This is a genomic window from Calidifontibacter indicus (genome assembly GCF_003386865.1).
Lineage (GTDB): Bacteria > Actinomycetota > Actinomycetes > Actinomycetales > Dermatophilaceae > Yimella > Yimella indica.
The window spans coordinates 296,862-313,494 of sequence record NZ_QTUA01000001.1; the positions used below are offsets into that span (position 1 = coordinate 296,862).

A 16,633-nucleotide genomic window follows, 5' to 3' on the forward strand; every position below is an offset into this window, starting at 1 on the left:
TCTCAGACCTCGATCCGCGGGGTCACGACCGGCGTCTCGTCGGGATCGTTCGGGTCGAGACGGATCACGAAGATGACACTGCCATGCGGCGCACCGTCGATCACGAACCGGCCGTTCTCGTCGGCGGTGGCGCTGAACGAACGCTCGGCGAAGCTCGCCTCCACCTGTGCGCCGGCCACCGTCACCCACCCGTCGATGCGCACCAACTCCCCGGACGGCGTGGTGCTGACCATCAGGCTGACCTTGCCGGCCGAGAAGGTGACCGACTCGACCCGGTGGGTGTCGGTGCCGCGCACGACCAGCGGCCGTTCCTGCACCAACTGCGCGACCTCGGCCTCCAACGACCGCACGGTGATCGCGAACTTGATGCGTTCGGGCATGCCTGCGGGCACCGGATCGAGCCGCCGATAGCTGTCGGCCAGCTGGGTCAACACGGCGACATCGCCGGCATCGAGGGGTCCGTCCTCGAAGGTCGTATTCATCATTGCTCCCATCTCGGGTCGGCGGTCAGGGACGTGCGCAGCTTGCCCAGACAGCGTCCCCGGGTGGGTCCGATGCTGCCGACGGGCATGCCGAGCGCCTGCGCCAACTGGGTGTAGTCGGCGCGGTCGCTGAAGGCGATGACGCGAAGGAGTTCGCGGCATCGTGGGGTGAGTTCCTGGACGTGTTGCCACAGCACGCGCTGCTTCTCGGCGAGGATCACCTCGGCGTCGGCAGCCGCGACGCAGTCGCGCGGTTCGGGTGCGGTGTCGAGCCCGGTGGTGCGCCGCTCGCGGCGCACCTGACGCCAGCATTCGCGCTTGACGGTGGTGACCATCCAGCCGAGCACGGCGGCGGGTTCGTTCATCTTCGTGCCGTATTCGACCAGTCGCAGCCAGGCGGTCTGCACGGCGTCCTCGGCCGTCGCCGCACCGGCGCCCTGCGCGCGAGCGGTGTGCCAGAGCACCGGCGTCAACAGGTCGACGAGGTCGCCGAGCCGCTGCTCGTCACCCGCCAGGTAGGCGGCGTGGATCGCGCCGGCCCGGGCGGTGAGGCTGCCCGGTGGCGCGGGCGCGTTCACGACGCACCCAGCCTGGCCCGCGCGTTCGCGGCTCGGCGCAACTGGGTGTCGAGGTCGATGGTGGCTTCGGTCGATCCCATCTCGGCCAGCGCCTGCGCCGCCTCGGCCGCGAGCGTGGGGGCGGCGAAGGAGGTGCCGCTCCACACCCCGAAACCGGAGGCGTAGTCGTCGGGGTCGATCGTCGAGCGCCGACCCGACTCCACCGTCGCGCCACCGCCGGCGTTGACGCTGATCGGCATCGTGCTCACCACCGCGGCCCCCGGCCGGTGGTAGCGCACCCAGTCGCCGCCGTTGGAGAAGAGCGAGACGGTCGTGCCGTCGGGGTTGAGCGCGCCGACGCTGAGAACGGACGGGTCGCTCGCCGCATCGCCGCCGAACGCGGCCGGGAAGAACGGGCGGGTGCCCGCGTCGTTGCCGGCGCCGGCCACGACGATCACGCCCGCGTCGCGGAAGGCTTCGCACAGGCGGCGTAGCGCGGGAGCGGCGGCCGGGTCGTCGGACTGCTCGTGGTAGTAGCCCATCGACAACGACAGCACGTCGATCACACCCTCCGCACGGCCCAGCGTGAGCGCTTCGATGTGGCGCGCGAGCAACAGGGTCAGGGTCTGGTGCACGAAGCCCTCGTCGGCCAGACCGAACACGGAGAACACCGGAATGCAGAGCAATCGTGCGGTCGGGCAGGCCTGACGGATGATGCCGGCGATGAAGGTGCCGTGTCCGGCGAGCGGCGCCAGCTGCCCGGTCATCCGGTCGATGATGCCGTCGCCGAGGTCGGCGTTCGGGCCGCCGATCGGGATGCCGTGAAACTGCGCACCCACTCGCACATTCGGGTCACGGTCGAACCACGGGTGGCGCCCCAGACCCGAGTCGACGATCGCGACCACCGGACGGCGGGCGGGCTCCGGCACGTGCTCGGACGGGTTACGCAGGCCGACGTGCACCGGCATACGTCCGCCGCGTCCGGGAATACCGAATTCGGACGGGGTGCCGATGCCACCGAACTGGCCGCCGATCCCGCCGAACTGGCCACCGATGCCACCGAACTGCCCACCAATGCCACCGAACTGCCCACCAATGCCACCGAACTGCCCACCGATCCCCCCGAACTGCCCACCGATCCCGCCGAACTGCCCGCCGGCGGGAAGGAAGACGTGGTTGAGCCAGAGCTGACTGGCGATTTCGGGCGAGCTGTCGTGCACCGCGACCATCGCCGCGTCGGCGTCGACCACGTGCGCCGGGTCGGCGGACGAGATCGCCATCGCGTCGACCCAGTGATCGTCGAGCACCGCGGCCACGGCAGCGGCGGCGTCTTCGTATCGTGCGTCGGTCGCGCGAGCGGACGCGGGCAGGCTCACGCGCGAGCTGGCAGCGGCCACGTTGAGTCCGAGCGGGGCGAGCGCCTTGCCCAGCTCGGCGTGGAGTTCCTTCGGCGCTCCGCCACGCAGGAGCATCCGGTCACGCACGTAGGCCGTGGGCAGCACGTCGCCTGCACGCCGGCGGGCGCCCGGGTCGAGCACGGCCACCTTGAACGGGTCGACCACCGATCCGTTCGTCGTCGCTCGCGGCGTGACGGGCTCTTCCACGTTCATGGGGTCTCCTCATCCACGGCGAATCCACGGCGAACCTGCATTCCAGATCGGCAGATGCACTCCTCATGTGCAGTTTGCCCCTGTCGCGACCGCCCGCAACAGAGGGCGGCCGAGATGCGACCAACCGAACGGTGAAACGGCCTGCCCCCCTGCCGGGCCGTTCCACCGTTCGGTTGTCTCACCGGGAAAGAGCACCCACCCGTCCCCCTGATACATCGATCCGAAAGTTTTTTCGGTGGCATAGCCTGCGAGGGCGAGAACCCGACGAAATCGCGACAGCTCGACCGATCGAAAGGACGCGTGATGGACCGCTTCAGCGACGAGGCAGCCGGCTGGGACGAGAAGCCCGGGCATGCCGATCGCGCCCGTTCGGTGGCCGGCGTCGTCCGGTCGGCGGTGCCGCTGCGACCCGACATGAGCGTGCTCGAGATCGGTGGCGGCACAGGGCTTTTGGCGCGTGCACTGGCCGACGAAATCGGCACCGCGGTCGTCACCGACGTCGCTCCGGGCATGGTCGAGGTTGCGACATCGGTGCTCGACGACCCGCGTTATGCGGGCTGGTCGGCGCGGTTGTTCGACGTCGAGCACGACGAGTTGCCGGCCGAACGGTACGACCTGGTGCTCGCGCTGCTGGCGCTGCATCACATGGGTGACGTCGCGGCCGTCATCGACCGGTGCGGACGCCTGCTCGCACCCGGCGGCCACCTCGCGCTGATCGATCTCGACCACGACGCCGACGGCGCCTTCCACGCGCACGTGCACGATTTCGACGGGCACAACGGTTTCCGACGTGAGCACGTCGCGGGGTGGTTCGACTCCGCCGGGTTGGTCGACGTCGCCACCGCCGACGCCGGCGTGGTCGACAAGGAGGGCGCGGACGGCGCGCCCGCGCAGTTCCCGATGTTCATCGCCACCGGGCGGCGTCCGGAGTGACCGACCTCGGGCTGCGCCCGCTGCGGGTCGACGATGCCGCCGAAATGGCGGAGGTGCTCGCCGATCCGTCGTTGTACGAGTTCACCGGTGGCGAGCCGCCGAGCGTGGCCGACCTGGAGCGGCGGTACGCGGTGCAGACCCGCGGCCGTTCGGCCGACGGCAGTGAGCAGTGGGTGAACGAGATCGTCGAAGTCGACGGGCGCGCCGTCGGTTACGTGCAAGCGACCATTCCGGCGGACGGCGCCACCGAGATCGCGTGGGTCATCGGCGCTCCGTTCCAAGACCGCGGGTACGCCCGGCAGGCGGCCCGGTTGCTGATCGAGCAGCTCGCCGACCGTGGGGTCACCGACGTCGTCGCACACATCCACCCCGACCACATCGCCTCCCAGCGCATCGCGGCCGCCCTGGGGATGGTCGCGACGCTCGTCGTCGTCGACGGCGAAACCCGCTGGACCAACTGAGGGGGCACGGCTCGCCGAGCCTTCTGCGGTCCCCTGCGTTTCACGCCGCCAGACGTCCAGGCGGGGTCGGCGAACGACCCCGGGCGACGGCGCCCACCTCTTGGGCACGACGCCCGGGTGCTCAGACTCCCCAGCCGGCGCCCGGCGGCACGTCATCGACCTGCGCCAACACCGTCTCGCCGATCTCCCGCAACTGGCACAGCTGCTGGTCCGACACCGCGTCGATGAGCAGTTCCCGCACCCGGCGGACGTGGTTCGGCGCGGCGCCGACCACCTTGGAGTAGCCCTCGTCGGTCAGGATGGCACGGGTGCGACGACCGGCGCCGGGCACCCGCTCGCGCGTCAGATAGCCCTGTCGTTCAAGCCGTTTCACACCGTGCGACAGCCGCGACAGCGACGCCGAGGTGGCGGCCGCCAGGTCGCTCATCTGCATCGACCGGTCGTCCTGTTCGGACAGCACGGCGAGCGCCATGTACTCGAAAAGGCTGAGCCCCTCGTCCGCCTGCAGTTGCGCGTCGAGCGCGTTCGGCAGCTTCACGATGAGCGCGGCGGTGGCCAGCCAGGCCGCTCGCTCGTCCGGCGACAGCCACGGAACGTCCCCTGATTCCTGTGCCATGGAACAAGGGTAGCCACTCGGTACTTGACACATCAAGTTCAACACATCAGACTTACTTGAAAGCTCAAGTTGCTACCCGAAGAGGAAACTCCGTGAACGTCACTCTGTGGATCATCGCCATCGTGCTCGCCGTCGTCTTCCTGATGGCCGGCCTGGCCAAGGTGAGCCAGCCCAAGGAGAAGCTCGCCGAGAAGATGGGCTGGGTCGAGGACTGGTCGCCGAACGCAGTCAAGCTCATCGGCGCCGTCGAGATCCTCGGCGCGATCGGCCTGGTGCTTCCGGCCGCGACCGGCGTCGCGACCGTGCTCACCCCGCTGGCCGCCACGGGCCTCGCGATCGTGATGCTGCTCGCCGCCGTCGTGCACGCCCGCCGCAAGGAGCAGCAGCTCATCGGCGTCAACGTCGTGCTGCTGGTGCTCGCCGCGTTCGTCGCGGTGATGCGCTTCGGCCCGCAGGCTTTCTGAGCCGGGCCACATCCGACTTCTCGCGAGAGGACGAACCCCATGACCGACCCGTTCAACCCGACCCGTCCGGCCGGCGCGTATGACGACCTGCTCGCCCGAGTGCTGCCGCAGGCGAAGGCGCAGCGCGACTGGGAGCCGTCCGACGGACCGCTGCCCGCGCTGTTCGTCAGCCACGGCGCGCCGCCGACGCTCGACGACCCGCAGTGGCTGGACGACCTGTTCGTGTGGGCGCAGACGATGCCGAAGCCGCGCGCGATCGTCGTGGTGTCGGCCCACTGGGAGAACGCTCCGCTGGCGATCTCGGCCTCCGACGCGGGCGCGCCGCTCTACTACGACTTCGGCGGCTTCCACCCGCGTTACTACACGCTGCAGTACCGCACCCCGGACGCCACCGCGCTCGCCCACCAGGTCGCCGGCACCCTCGCCGACACGACGCCGCTGCACCAGTACACGAACCGCGGGCTCGACCACGGCGCGTTCATCCCGCTGATGGCGATGTACCCGGCGGCCGATGTGCCGGTGGTTCAGTTGAGCATGCCGAGCCTCGACCCGGAGGCCCTGCTGAAGCTCGGCACCCGGCTGCGTTCGTTGCGTGAAGAAGGGGTGCTCGTGATCGGCTCGGGCTTCATGACGCACAGCTTCGAGGTGTTCCGCCGCCCCGAACTCAAGGGTCATCTGAGTGCGTTCGACACCTGGGCCGCCGACGCCGTCAAGCGCGGCGACGTCGACACCCTCGTCGACTACGTCAACAAGGCGCCAGGGGCGCACATCGCGCACCCTACCGCCGACCACTTCGTGCCGCTGCTGCTGACCCTCGGCGCCGGCGACCCCACGCAGGCCACCACCACGATCGACCGGATGGTGTTCGGCAACTCGATCAGGTCGCTCCAGGTCGCCTAAGCGACACCCAAATTCACGAAGGATCGGCGCGGCAGGTGACCACTTGCCGCGCCGATTTCGTACGCCCGGGAGTCATAGGGTCGGACGGTGGCCGACGACGGACGCGGCACCGACACCCGTGTCGACGACCGAGGGCGCACCGTTCGCAAACCGGTGATGCCACCGCCGACATCCGGTTCACCGATCCCAGCAGCGCGCCCCGACTGCCCGACGGGCGGCGACCTGAACGTCTTCCCCCGGTCGACCATCGTCGGATCGCGATCACCGGCCACGGCTACCACCTGTGGGTGCTGAGCGCCGGCGCGAGCTAGCCGGCCACGGGCTCACCCGCCGAAGCGCGCCACCAACGCGTCGATGGTGCAACGCGAGTGTCGCCTCAGGTGTCGTACTCGTATCCGTCCCACGGTTCGTAGTAGCAAATGAAGTCGCCGGGCTCGATGTTGATCGAGTCGACACCGTCGAACGAATTGAACCGCCAGCCGAAGATGACGCCGTCCACCTCGGTCAGGAACGGCGCGACGGTGATGGGTTCGAGTTTGTAATCACCGAGCTCACGCAGCCGCGACTTCACCTGGTCAGCACCGGCCGGTGCGGCCTGTCCAGGGGGAACATCAGTGGGGTGGTCCGCCCGATCAGCCTTCACCTCGGCAAAGGATCCATCTGCATTCCAGAGGAACAGTCCCACGAAAGCGGCGCCGTCTGGCACGAACAGTTCGTCGCTGAGGAAGAACTTGCGACCGTCGCCGGCGGTGCCGGCATAGGGCACGTGGTAGTCGTCGGGCCTGATCGTGATCCGCGCCGGGGCTCCTGGCATTGCGATTGCTCCTTGGGTCGAAGAACCGGTTGCTCCGGTCACGGTCGCCTGCGGGGTTTGCGTGACGGACGCGGGTGCCTTCTCACGTCGGCGCGGCACACTACACGCCACGAGAAGACCGCCACCGATCAGCCCGGCCAGCGCACGGCGCCTGACGGCGGGTCGCGACACGGAAGGCATGGCTCATCCAAACACGCACCGGCCGCCTCACCCGCCGAAGCGCGCCACCAACGCGTCGATGTCATCCAACGAGATGGCGTCGCTCATCCCCATCACCGGCACCTTCACCAGCGGCAGCGACCCGAGGAACGACGCCATCATCTGGTCACCGTCCTCGCCGTCGAGCAGCGCACCGAACTCACCCATCGCCGCACGCACCACCGGACCGGCCTCGGGGTGTCCGACCCATTCGCTGATCGTCGAGTGGGCAGTGAGCGGGGCATGCAGCGGCGGCGCGTCGAGTTCGACGGTGGTCGTCAACGGGAGGTCGCGCGACGACGCACCGACCGACACGACGAGCGGGCCGGGCTCGACGACCCACCCGTGCACGCGCACATCCCAGTGACTCAGCTCGCGGCAAGTCAGCGCGAAGTCGACGGTCCGCGACTGCCCGGCGGCCAGCTCGACCCGCTCGAAGCCGCGCAACTCCCGGGGCGGCCGGGCCACCACGGACGAGGGTCGGCCAAGGTAGAGCTGTGGCACGGCGACGCCGTCGCGATCGCCGGTGTTCGTCACGACCACCGAGGCACGGACTGCGACATCATCGGCGTCCGTGGACGCCGTGATCGGCTCGGCCGTAACCGAAAGGTCGGTGAAGGCGAAGGTCGTGTAGGTCAGGCCGTGCCCGAACGGGTAGGCGACCTCGGCGTCCATCGCGTCGAGCCCGCGGTAGCCGATGTTCAGCCGCTCGCCGTAGTGCACCGAACCCTGCTCTCCGGGGAAGTTGAGCTGGGCCGGAATCACTGAGCCGCAGCGGGATCGACTCCGCCAATCTTCCGGACGGCGAGACCTCACCGAAGAGCAGGTCGACGGCGGCACTGCCGCCGGCCTGCCCGCCGAGCCAGAGTTCGAGGATGGCGTCGGCATCGCGCTCGAGCGCCGAGACCTCTACCGACGAGCCGTTCGAGAGCAGCACCACGACCCGGTCGGCGACCTCGGCAACGGCACGCAGCAGTGCGGTGTGGCTCTCGGGCAGGTCGAGGTGGCGGCGGTCGTAGCCCTCGGATTCGTCTTCGCCGGGAAGCCCGAGGAACAACACAGCGGTTCGCCCGCGGACCAACTCGACTGCCTGGGAGCGAAGTTCGTCGTCGGGCTGCTCCTGCGGGGCGCCGGCAAGGCGATAACCCGGTGCGAACGGCAGGTCGAGCCCCCGCTCGGTCAGCGCATCGAGCGCACTGACCAACCGCGTCGGGTTGACCTGCGACGACCCGGCGCCCTGGTAGCGGGGCGTGCGCGCCATCTCGCCCACGACGACGACGTCTGCAGCAGCGGCAGCATCGAGCGGCAACACACCGCCGTCGTTCTTCAACAGCACTGCCGTGCGGGTGGCAACCTCCCGGGCCAGCGCGTGGTCGGCGTCGGCGTCGAACGACTGATCAGACTGTGCGGCAACGGCTTTCGCCACCAACTCGAGCACCCGCGTCACTGCCCGGTCGAGATCGGCTTCGGCCAGATCACCCGAGCGCACCGCGTCGACGATGCGTGCGTCGTTGATGCCACCCGACGACGGCATCTCCAGGTCGAGCCCGGCGGCCACGCCGGCGACCCGATCGTCGACCGCGCCCCAGTCGGAGACGACCAACCCGTCGTAACCCCATTCGTCGCGCAGCAGTTCGGTGAGCAGCCAGCGGTGCTGCGAGGCGTACGTGCCGTTGATCCGGTTGTACGAGCACATCACCGTCCACGGCTTAGCCCGGGTGACGACCTTCTCGAACGCCGGCAGGTAGATCTCGCGCAGCGTCCGCTCGTCGACCACAGCGTCGACCCGCATCCGATCGGTCTCCTGGTTGTTGACGGCGAAGTGCTTCAGCGAGGTGCCGACGCCGCGCGACTGCACACCCTCCACCATCGGCGCGGCAAGCTCACCCGCGAGGTAGGGGTCTTCGGCGAAGTACTCGAAATTGCGCCCGCACAACGGACTTCGCTTCATGTTGATGCCAGGACCGAGCACCACCGCGACGTCGTTGGCCTGCGCCTCGGCGCCGAGTGCCTCGCCCACCCGGCGCAACAGGTCGCGGTCCCAGGTCGACCCGAGGCCCGCCGCCGACGGAAAGCAGGTGGCCGGCACCGAGTCGTTGAGCCCGAGGTGGTCGGACTCCCCCGCCTGCTTGCGCAACCCGTGCGGGCCGTCGGTCAGCATGATCGCCGGAATGCCGAGACGATCGATGCCTTGGGTGTGCCAGAAGTCGGAGCCCGAACACAGCGACGCCTTCTCCTCGAGCGTCAACCGGGCGACGAGCGCAGAAATGTCGGACGAAGCGAACTCGGTCATGGGCGGAGCACCTTTGCGAAGTCGGGCGGTTCGATGCCGTCCCCCGACCGTAGCCGCGCAGCCGCACCGCACTCAAAGGCGCCACACCTGCAGACCGCGTACCCAACCTGGCGGGTCAGTACACCTAGCCCTCTCGGCGGGCGTTACCGCACGAGCAGGCAGAACGGGTGGCCGACCGTCTCACGTGGGTGCGGGATTCCCACGTTCGGACGCCGTCACAGCGGTTGGCGCCGCAGGCGCAGCGCATTGGTGATGACACTGACGCTCGACAACGCCATGGCGGCCGCGGCGATGACCGGCGACAACAAGATGCCGAAGGTCGGGTACAGCGCGCCGGCGGCGAGCGGGATGCCGAGGGCGTTGTAGACGAAGGCGAAGAAGAGGTTCTGCCGGATGTTCGACATCGTCATCTGCGACAGGCGACGCGCCCGGACGATGCCGGTCAGGTCGCCTTCGAGCAGCGTGACCCCGGCGCTATCCATCGCGACGTCGGTGCCCGAACCCATGGCGATGCCGACATCGGCGGCGGCCAACGCGGGTGCGTCGTTGACCCCGTCGCCGGCCATCGCCACCACCCGCCCCTCCTCACGCAGGGTGCGCACGATGTCGCTCTTGTCGTCGGGCAGCACCTCGGCCTCGACCCGATCGATACCGAGCCGTTCGGCCACCGCCTGCGCCGTCGCCCGGTTGTCGCCGGTGAGCATGACGATCTCGATGCCGTTGTCGCGCAACGCCGTCAGCGCCTGCGGGGTGGTCTCCTTCACCGGGTCGGCGATCGCCAACAGCCCGGCCGCCCGCCCGTCGACGCCGACGTGGATCGCGGTCGCGCCCTGCGTGCCGAACTCCTCGGCGCGAGCTGCGAGCGCGGAGGTGTCGATGCCCTCGGAGGCGAGGTAGGTGCTGCTGCCGAGCACCACTCGGTGTCCGTCGACCGTGCCCGACACGCCGCGTCCGACGGGTGAGTCGAAGTCGCTCACCTCCGCAATCCTCAGGCCGCGTTCGAGGGCATGGTCGACGATCGCCAGGGCGAGCGGATGCTCCGAGGCGCGCTCGACGCCGGCGGCAAGCCCCGACAACTCGTCGTCGGAGTAGCCCTCCCGCGTCACAACCGCGATGACGGACGGGTGTCCCTGGGTGAGTGTTCCGGTCTTGTCCACGACGAGCGTGTCGACCTTCTCCAACCGCTCGAGCGCCTCGGCGTTCTTGATGAGCACGCCCAGCCCGGCGCCGCGTCCGACACCCACCATGATCGACATCGGCGTGGCCAGCCCGAGCGCGCACGGGCAGGCGATGATCAGCACGGCCACGGCAGCGATGAGAGCGTGGGCGAACCGTGGCTGCGGGCCGACGGCCGCCCAGACCGCAAACGTGACGACGGCGATCCCGATGACGATCGGCACGAAGACGCCGGCCACCTTGTCGGCCGTGCGCTGGATGGGTGCACGGGAGCGTTGCGCATCGGCGACCATGGTCACGATGCGCGACAGCATCGTGTCGCGACCGACCTTCTCGGCCCCTATCACCAGCGCGCCGCTGCCGTTGACAGTGCCGCCGACGACGACGTCGCCCGACGTCTTGGTCACCGGCATCGACTCGCCGGTCACCAACGACTCGTCGACCGACGACCGTCCGTCGTCAACCGTCCCGTCGACCGGCACCGCCTCGCCCGGCCGCACCCGCAACCGGTCGCCGATGCGCACCTGCTCCAACGGGACCTCCTCGTCGGAACCGTCCGCCCGGATGCGAAGGGCCGTCTTCGGGGTGAGGTCGAGCAGGGCCTTGATCGCACCGGACGTCTGCTCTCGGGCTCGCAGTTCGAGCACCTGGCCGAGCAGCACCAGGGTGGTGATCACCGCGGCCGCCTCGAAGTAGACGTCGACGGTGCCGTCGTCGCCACGGAACGATGCGGGGAACACGCCCGGGGCCAGCGCAGCCACCATGCTGAACAGCCACGCGATGCCGGTGCCCATCGCGATCAACGTGAACATGTTCAGGCTCCGGTTGCGCACCGACTGCCAGCCCCGCACGAAGAACGGCCACCCGGCCCACAGCACCACCGGTGTGGCGAGCACGAGTTGCACCCAGATCGACACCTTCGCCGGGATGCGGTCGTGTACCGCCAGGGATGAAGTGGCGGCCCATCTCGATCACGAACACCGGGATCGTTAGGGCGGTCGCGACCTTGAATCGCCTTGTCATGTCGAGCAGTTCGGGGCTGGGACCGCTGTCGGCGGTCACCAGCACCGGCTCGAGCGCCATCCCGCAGATGGGGCACGATCCCGGACCCGGCCGCCGGATCTCCGGGTGCATCGGGCAGGTCCACTCGGACGCGTCGGGGTCGGTGTTGCTCGATCCGGAGTGCGAGTGGTGGGCGGATTCCGTTGCGGGATGCGCCTGCTGATGCTCCGGCATGTGGCCGGGGTGGTGCTCGTCGTGGTGGTCGTGCTCGTCACCCATGAACGCTCCTTCGCAGCCGTTGTCCTGCCCGCGGCAGGTCGAGGAACCAACCCTCCCAGGATTACCGCACGAGCAGGCAGAACGGGTGGCCGGCCGGGTCGGCGATCACGTAGAGCGGCTCCTCACCGTCCTGCGACCGGTCGTGCAGCACCTTCGCACCGAGCTGCTCGGCTCGGGCGCGGTGCCTTTCGAGCTCCTCCACCGAGGTCACCGCGAAGTCCTGGTGCAGCTGCATCGGCACCTGCTCCGACGGCCAGGTCGGCGCGGTCGTGTCCGCCTTCTGTTGGATGGCCATGACCCGGTTGCCGGCATCGTCGACCAGCACCAGCCAGTCGGCGTCATCGGGGCCGTCGGTCGGCGGTTCATCACCCTCGCGGTAACGCACGCCGAGCAGTTGCCGGTAGAACTCCGCGAGCCCGCGGCAGTCGCGGGTGTCGATCGCGGTGTGCAGGAGCACCGGGTGGTCGGCCATCGCTCACCCCTGCGCACGGCGGGTGAAGGTGACGTGGATCGTGCCGCACTCGGCGATATCGATGTTCAGATCGACGCGCACGCGGGTCATGTCGGCGGTCCTTCCGGTGGTCGGTGGGCTTGGTCCGATCATCGCGCACATTGCGGACGGTGCTCGTCCGCAAGCCGTGGTCGGATCGGTGCACCTACATCGAGGGAGGACTTCGCCATGACGTCCAAGGACATGCTCAGCCGCCGACAGATCGCCGACGCCGCACTCGCCGACTGGCGCAAACTCGGTCAGGGGCTGCACGCCCGGTATCTCGCCCACGACTTCGCTGCCGGCGCGAGGTTCACGGCCGCGGTCGGCGCGGTCTGCGACGAAGCCACGCACTACCCGCGAGTGTCGATCGGGCCGGGCTACGTCGACCTGAAGCTCGTCAGCGACGACGCGATCTACCGTTCCGACGACGGCACGGAGTACACCGTCGAATGGGTCACCCAGCAGGACGTCGACCTTGCTCGCCGTATCGCGGAAGTCGCTGCCGAGCACGGTCTGGTAGCCGACCCGTCCGCGGTCAGCCACGTCGAACTCGGTCTCGACACAACGGATTCCGCGAAGATCGCACCCGTCTGGGCCGCGCTGCTGACCGGTGACCCGAGCTCCCGAGGGCGCGGAACGCCCAGCGACGAGATCAGGGACGCCGGCGGACGCGTCCCCAACCTGTGGTTCGGCGACGGCACCGACGAGCAGCACCGGTTCCACCTGGAGGTCTACGTCGCGCCGGAGGTGGCCGCGCAACGGATCGCGGCGGCCGTCGCCGCGGGCGGCACCGTGGTCGACGACAGCGAGTCGCCGGGCGTCACGGTGATCGCCGACCAGGTCGGCAACCGCGGGGTGCTCTGCGTGGCGGCGACACCGCCCGAGGGCGACTGAGTGCGACTGAGCCGGCGGTCGTACGGCCGAAGGGCCCCGCACCACACGACCATCGCGAAGGCGCACGACTGCACGCCCGGCCAGGTCGCACTCGCCTGAATCATCACCACGCGTCCGTACGCGTGCCCGATCCCCGGCACCAGCCGTCCGGAGCGGGCGACCGAGAACGCGAAGGCGGCTGAGGTCGAACTCACCGCCGACGACGTCCGCCTGCTCGACGAGACCTCGGCGCGGTTCCAGGTCGACCCGAAGCGCTACCCCGACCACATGCAGCGCCTGATCAACCGCTGACGACCGCTACTACGCGTAGATCCTCAGTTCGTCGCGTGGCGCGATCGCCGGGGCGACCAGGTTTCGGTGCGCTGGTTGGGCACGGTTGCCCCAAGCAGTGACCGATACACCCCGCCGGGCTTACGGTTGGGCGCATGGCCACCCAGTCGGCGTACAGGATCGAATCGCTGAGCCCGGACACCTGGCCCGCGTTCGACGCGATGGTGCAGCGCCACAACGGCATCTTCGGCGGCTGCTGGTGCATCTGGTTCCACCCCGACGGACCCGAGCGCGGCCAGGGCGCCGAGGCCAACCGGGCGTTGAAGAAGTCGTACGTCGACAAGGGCGCCGCGCATGCCGCGCTGGTGATGGACGGCGACGAGGCGATCGCGTGGGCGGAGTTCGGCACGCCCGCCGAACTGCCGACCCTGCACCACCGCAAGCAGTACGACGCCACCAAGACCGACGATCCCGACTACCGGATCACCTGTGTCTTCGTCGACAAGCGCTACCGCCGACAGGGCATCACCGAACTCGCGATCACCGGCGCGCTCGACCTCATCGCCCGGGCCGGCGGCGGACTCGTCGAGAGCTACCCGCACGACCTCACCGACCAGACCAAGAAGATGTCGTCGTCGTTCCTCTACAACGGCACTCGCCGGCTCTACGAACGGCTGGGATTCACGTACGACCGGCCGAAGGGTCTGAAGAACTGCGTGATGGTCAAGACCGTCGAGCCCGCGCGCTGACCGATGAAGGGCCCGGGCCCCGCGGGTCGCCGCGCGGGCGCGACCATGGACCCGCGCCGCCGTATGCACCATCTGCTTCGGCCTCGCCGGCCCTGGTCGCTGCCACGCCTGCTGCGCGGCGGACGTGTGCAGGCCGCCGTCCACGAGCCCGGACGGTACGCCCTGCACACCCGCGGTGGGCTCCCTACCGGCCGACCGAAAACACGCCGTCGAGCGCCTCGAGCCCACCGGGCACTGCCCAGTAGTAGACCCACGTGCCGCGCCGTTCACAATCGATGAGGCCGGCCTCGCGCAGTTTGCGCAGGTGATGGGACACGGTCGGTTGTGACACCCCGACGTCCTGGATGTCGCACACGCAGGTCTGCCCCTCGCAGCCGGCGATGCGGGTGAACAACCGCAGCCGGACGGGGTCGGCCAGGGCCTTGAAGACCGCCGCCGCGCGCTCGGCATCGGCCACGTCGAGCCCGGCGCCCGGGGCACAGGCCTCGCCGCACGCGTCGGTGGTGTTCGCGGCGGCGGTCGAGGTCTGCGTCGTGGTCACCTGCCCATATTGACAATCATCGATGTAACGCGCAAGGCTGACTGCATCGACAGTTGTCTAATCACAGGGTGTGGTCACTGATGGTCTCCGTTGCGCACAGCGAGCTTCCGGTCGCGGTGATCGGAGCCGGCCCGATCGGGTTGGCCGCCGCCGCCGAACTGGCCGGACGCGAGCAACGGGTCGTCGTCTTCGAGCAGGGCGACCGGCCCGCGGCCGCGGTGCGGTCGTGGGGCCACGTGCGACTGTTCTCGCCGTGGTCGGAGCTGACCTCGCCCGCCGCAATCGCGCTGCTCGAGCGGACCGGTTGGACGGCGCCGAACCGCAAGCGGTACCCGACCGGAAGCGACTGGATCGAGGGCTATCTCGCACCACTGGCCGACGCGCTCGGCGACCGCGTCCGGCTGAACTCACGGGTGGTCGGAGTCGCCCGGCTCGACCGCGACCTGCTGGTCGATTCCGGCCGGGAGGAGCAGCCGTTCGTGCTGCACATCGAGGCCCCCGACGGATCGGTCGAACGCGTGCCGGCCCGTGCGGTCATCGATGCCAGCGGCACTCTGGACCGCCCCAATCCCCTCGGCTCGGAGGGATATCCGGTGGCCGGGGAACGAGTCCACGCCGACCGGATCCACTACGGGATGCCGAACCCGGACGTCGCGGGAAACCCGTGCGCCGGCAAGGCTGTTGCGGTCGTCGGCTCGGGAGCCTCCGCGCTGACTTCGCTGATCGCGCTCACCTCCGACGCCGTGTACTCGCCCGGGTCCCGGGTGGTCTGGGTGTTGCGACGCGGTGTCGTCGGCAACTCCTACGGCGGCGGCGACCTCGACGAATTGCCCGCCCGCGGCGCCCTGGGCACCCGCGTCCGCAAGGCGGTCGAGGCAGGGCGCATCGAGATCGTCACCGGGTTCCGCACGGTCGCGGTCGACAGTGCCGGCGCCGGACGCGTGGCGCTCGTCGCGTCGGACGGACGGCGCGTCGACGAACTCGACCAGATCGTGTGCGTCACCGGCTTCCGCCCCGAGTTGTCGTTTCTGTCGGAGGTGCGCCTCGACCTCGACCAGCGTCTGCAAGCGCCGAGCAAGCTTGCGCCGGAGATCGACCCCAACTGGCATTCCTGCGGATCGGTGCAGCCGCACGGCCACGACGTGCTCGCCCAACCCGAGACGGGCCTCTACCTGGCCGGAATGAAGTCGTACGGCCGGGCACCCTCCTTCCTCGCCATGACCGGCTTCGAGCAGGTGCGTTCGATCGCCGCCGCGCTGGCCGGCGATCTCGAGTCGGCGAACCGCGTGCAGTTGTCGCTGCCCGACACCGGGGTGTGCGGCGGGGCTGGGTTGTTCGACGGCGCGGAGGGTGGCGGCGGTTGCTGCGCGCCTGCGCCGTCCGGGCCGCAGCCGATCAGCCTCGGGTTGAGCCCGGCCACCCGCTGAGTCGAATCAGAACTGAGGAATCACGATGACTGACAACGAAACCCGACCCTCGGTGCTCTACGTCTGTGTGCACAACGCCGGACGCTCGCAGATGGCGGCCGCCTACACCCAGCACCTCTCCGGCGGCGGGGTCGAGGTGCGCTCGGCCGGCTCCGCACCCGCCGACTCGATCAATCCGGCCGTGCACGAAGCGATGCTCGAGGAAGGCATCGACCTGTCCGCCGAGAAGCCGAAGATCCTCACCACCGAGGCCGTCCAGGCGTCCGACGTCGTCATCACCATGGGCTGCGGCGACACCTGCCCGATCTACCCGGGCAAGCGCTACGAAAACTGGGAACTCGACGACCCCGCCGGCCAAGGCGTCGACGCCGTCCGCCCGATCCGCGACGACATCAAGGCGCGGGTTCGGGTGTTGCTCGACAGCCTCGGCGTCGAGCCTTCGGCCTGAGCGGCCGCTCCGGCTTCATCGGCGAC

19 protein-coding genes and 1 pseudogene are annotated in these 16,633 nt (G+C 69.5%); 8 read left to right on the forward strand and 12 right to left on the reverse strand.

Going from position 1 to position 16,633, the window contains the following annotated elements; genetic code table 11:
* Nucleotides 1–2: 2 nt before the first annotated feature.
* The 3 genes from DFJ65_RS01365 to DFJ65_RS01375 are packed head-to-tail and all read right to left on the reverse strand — an operon-like array spanning nt 3 to nt 2,649.
* The gene (locus DFJ65_RS01365; protein WP_147301269.1) at nt 3–485 is read right to left on the reverse strand and encodes a carboxypeptidase regulatory-like domain-containing protein; all 483 of its coding nucleotides are present in this window, start codon (nt 483–485) and stop codon (nt 3–5) included.
* Nucleotides 482–1,060 (reverse strand): RNA polymerase sigma factor, encoded by a 579-nt coding sequence (locus DFJ65_RS01370; RefSeq protein ID WP_115921469.1) that lies wholly within the window; start codon nt 1,058–1,060, stop codon nt 482–484. Before DFJ65_RS01370 ends, DFJ65_RS01365 begins: the two co-directional genes overlap by 4 nt.
* A complete protein-coding gene (locus DFJ65_RS01375; protein ID WP_115921470.1) occupies nt 1,057–2,649 on the reverse strand; it encodes a S8/S53 family peptidase in 1,593 nt (530 codons plus the stop codon). The genes DFJ65_RS01370 and DFJ65_RS01375 overlap by 4 nt, the downstream gene beginning before the upstream one ends.
* A 303-nt stretch (nt 2,650–2,952) precedes the next feature.
* Here DFJ65_RS01375 and DFJ65_RS01380 point away from each other — a divergent pair, with 303 nt between their 5' ends.
* Both DFJ65_RS01380 and DFJ65_RS01385 read left to right on the forward strand, forming a co-directional pair.
* A complete protein-coding gene (locus DFJ65_RS01380; RefSeq protein WP_115921471.1) occupies nt 2,953–3,582 on the forward strand; it encodes a class I SAM-dependent methyltransferase in 630 nt (209 codons plus the stop codon).
* Nucleotides 3,579–4,043: a GNAT family N-acetyltransferase gene (locus tag DFJ65_RS01385; RefSeq protein ID WP_245949909.1), complete on the forward strand. Its 465-nt coding sequence runs from the start codon at nt 3,579–3,581 to the stop codon at nt 4,041–4,043. Before DFJ65_RS01380 ends, DFJ65_RS01385 begins: the two co-directional genes overlap by 4 nt.
* Before the next feature lie 121 nt (nt 4,044–4,164).
* Here the strand turns inward: DFJ65_RS01385 and DFJ65_RS01390 are convergent, their stop codons facing one another.
* Nucleotides 4,165–4,659 carry a MarR family winged helix-turn-helix transcriptional regulator gene (locus tag DFJ65_RS01390; protein WP_211308332.1) on the reverse strand — a complete coding sequence of 165 codons (495 nt, stop codon included), beginning with the start codon at nt 4,657–4,659 and terminating at the stop codon, nt 4,165–4,167.
* A gap of 92 nt (nt 4,660–4,751) precedes the next feature.
* Here DFJ65_RS01390 and DFJ65_RS01395 point away from each other — a divergent pair, with 92 nt between their 5' ends.
* On the forward strand, nt 4,752–5,123 hold the full coding sequence (locus DFJ65_RS01395) for a DoxX family protein (protein ID WP_115921473.1): 372 nt from the start codon (nt 4,752–4,754) through the stop codon (nt 5,121–5,123).
* 39 nt (nt 5,124–5,162) lie between these two features.
* Nucleotides 5,163–6,023 (forward strand): DODA-type extradiol aromatic ring-opening family dioxygenase, encoded by an 861-nt coding sequence (locus DFJ65_RS01400; RefSeq protein WP_115921474.1) that lies wholly within the window; start codon nt 5,163–5,165, stop codon nt 6,021–6,023.
* A 376-nt stretch (nt 6,024–6,399) separates the two neighbouring features.
* Here the strand turns inward: DFJ65_RS01400 and DFJ65_RS01410 are convergent, their stop codons facing one another.
* From DFJ65_RS01410 to DFJ65_RS18215, 7 genes and pseudogenes are all read right to left on the reverse strand, one after another.
* On the reverse strand, nt 6,400–6,837 hold the full coding sequence (locus tag DFJ65_RS01410; protein ID WP_115921475.1) for a hypothetical protein: 438 nt from the start codon (nt 6,835–6,837) through the stop codon (nt 6,400–6,402).
* 207 nt (nt 6,838–7,044) lie between these two features.
* Entirely contained in the window at nt 7,045–7,710 is a 666-nt protein-coding gene (locus DFJ65_RS18305) for a fibronectin type III-like domain-contianing protein (protein ID WP_342767484.1), read from the reverse strand.
* Nucleotides 7,598–9,328 carry a glycoside hydrolase family 3 N-terminal domain-containing protein gene (locus DFJ65_RS01415; RefSeq protein WP_342767485.1) on the reverse strand — a complete coding sequence of 577 codons (1,731 nt, stop codon included), beginning with the start codon at nt 9,326–9,328 and terminating at the stop codon, nt 7,598–7,600. The genes DFJ65_RS18305 and DFJ65_RS01415 overlap by 113 nt, the downstream gene beginning before the upstream one ends.
* A 215-nt stretch (nt 9,329–9,543) precedes the next feature.
* A complete protein-coding gene (locus DFJ65_RS01420) occupies nt 9,544–11,421 on the reverse strand; it encodes a copper-translocating P-type ATPase (RefSeq protein ID WP_281269831.1) in 1,878 nt (625 codons plus the stop codon).
* Between the two features lie 184 nt (nt 11,422–11,605).
* Nucleotides 11,606–11,785, reverse strand: a pseudogene (locus DFJ65_RS18390) (hypothetical protein); the annotation flags it as partial.
* Nucleotides 11,786–11,846: 61 nt separating this feature from the next.
* Nucleotides 11,847–12,257, reverse strand: coding sequence for a VOC family protein (locus DFJ65_RS01425; protein ID WP_115921476.1), 411 nt, complete (start codon nt 12,255–12,257; stop codon nt 11,847–11,849).
* A gap of 3 nt (nt 12,258–12,260) precedes the next feature.
* Entirely contained in the window at nt 12,261–12,389 is a 129-nt protein-coding gene (locus DFJ65_RS18215; RefSeq protein ID WP_281269832.1) for a hypothetical protein, read from the reverse strand.
* 75 nt (nt 12,390–12,464) lie between these two features.
* Between DFJ65_RS18215 and DFJ65_RS01430 the strand changes: the two genes are divergently transcribed.
* Together DFJ65_RS01430 and DFJ65_RS01435 are read left to right on the forward strand one after the other, a co-directional pair.
* Entirely contained in the window at nt 12,465–13,172 is a 708-nt protein-coding gene (locus DFJ65_RS01430; RefSeq protein WP_245949911.1) for a 4a-hydroxytetrahydrobiopterin dehydratase, read from the forward strand.
* Nucleotides 13,173–13,597: 425 nt separating this feature from the next.
* Nucleotides 13,598–14,191 (forward strand): GNAT family N-acetyltransferase, encoded by a 594-nt coding sequence (locus DFJ65_RS01435; protein WP_115921477.1) that lies wholly within the window; start codon nt 13,598–13,600, stop codon nt 14,189–14,191.
* A gap of 184 nt (nt 14,192–14,375) precedes the next feature.
* Here the strand turns inward: DFJ65_RS01435 and DFJ65_RS01440 are convergent, their stop codons facing one another.
* A complete protein-coding gene (locus DFJ65_RS01440; protein WP_115921478.1) occupies nt 14,376–14,732 on the reverse strand; it encodes an ArsR/SmtB family transcription factor in 357 nt (118 codons plus the stop codon).
* Nucleotides 14,733–14,812: 80 nt separating this feature from the next.
* Between DFJ65_RS01440 and DFJ65_RS01445 the strand changes: the two genes are divergently transcribed.
* Both DFJ65_RS01445 and DFJ65_RS01450 read left to right on the forward strand, forming a co-directional pair.
* Nucleotides 14,813–16,159, forward strand: coding sequence for an FAD-dependent oxidoreductase (locus tag DFJ65_RS01445; RefSeq protein ID WP_115921479.1), 1,347 nt, complete (start codon nt 14,813–14,815; stop codon nt 16,157–16,159).
* Between the two features lie 25 nt (nt 16,160–16,184).
* Nucleotides 16,185–16,607 (forward strand): arsenate reductase ArsC, encoded by a 423-nt coding sequence (locus DFJ65_RS01450; protein WP_115921480.1) that lies wholly within the window; start codon nt 16,185–16,187, stop codon nt 16,605–16,607.
* Nucleotides 16,608–16,633 lie beyond the last annotated feature (26 nt).

Excerpts from the sequence above, each read along its gene's own strand:
- DFJ65_RS01415 (WP_342767485.1), bottom strand. The coding sequence starts at position 9,328 with ATGACCGAGTTCGCTTCGTCCGACATTTCTGCGCTCGTCGCCCGGTTG.
- DFJ65_RS01375 (WP_115921470.1), bottom strand. The coding sequence starts at position 2,649 with ATGAACGTGGAAGAGCCCGTCACGCCGCGAGCGACGACGAACGGATCG.
- DFJ65_RS01425 (WP_115921476.1), bottom strand. The coding sequence starts at position 12,257 with ATGGCCGACCACCCGGTGCTCCTGCACACCGCGATCGACACCCGCGAC.
- DFJ65_RS01435 (WP_115921477.1), top strand. The coding sequence starts at position 13,598 with ATGGCCACCCAGTCGGCGTACAGGATCGAATCGCTGAGCCCGGACACC.
- DFJ65_RS01445 (WP_115921479.1), top strand. The coding sequence starts at position 14,813 with ATGGTCTCCGTTGCGCACAGCGAGCTTCCGGTCGCGGTGATCGGAGCC.
- DFJ65_RS01365 (WP_147301269.1), bottom strand. The coding sequence starts at position 485 with ATGATGAATACGACCTTCGAGGACGGACCCCTCGATGCCGGCGATGTC.
- DFJ65_RS18305 (WP_342767484.1), bottom strand. The coding sequence starts at position 7,710 with ATGGACGCCGAGGTCGCCTACCCGTTCGGGCACGGCCTGACCTACACG.
- DFJ65_RS18215 (WP_281269832.1), bottom strand. The coding sequence starts at position 12,389 with ATGATCGGACCAAGCCCACCGACCACCGGAAGGACCGCCGACATGACC.
- DFJ65_RS01390 (WP_211308332.1), bottom strand. The coding sequence starts at position 4,659 with ATGGCACAGGAATCAGGGGACGTTCCGTGGCTGTCGCCGGACGAGCGA.
- DFJ65_RS01400 (WP_115921474.1), top strand. The coding sequence starts at position 5,163 with ATGACCGACCCGTTCAACCCGACCCGTCCGGCCGGCGCGTATGACGAC.
- DFJ65_RS01430 (WP_245949911.1), top strand. The coding sequence starts at position 12,465 with ATGACGTCCAAGGACATGCTCAGCCGCCGACAGATCGCCGACGCCGCA.
- DFJ65_RS01410 (WP_115921475.1), bottom strand. The coding sequence starts at position 6,837 with ATGCCAGGAGCCCCGGCGCGGATCACGATCAGGCCCGACGACTACCAC.
- DFJ65_RS01450 (WP_115921480.1), top strand. The coding sequence starts at position 16,185 with ATGACTGACAACGAAACCCGACCCTCGGTGCTCTACGTCTGTGTGCAC.
- DFJ65_RS01380 (WP_115921471.1), top strand. The coding sequence starts at position 2,953 with ATGGACCGCTTCAGCGACGAGGCAGCCGGCTGGGACGAGAAGCCCGGG.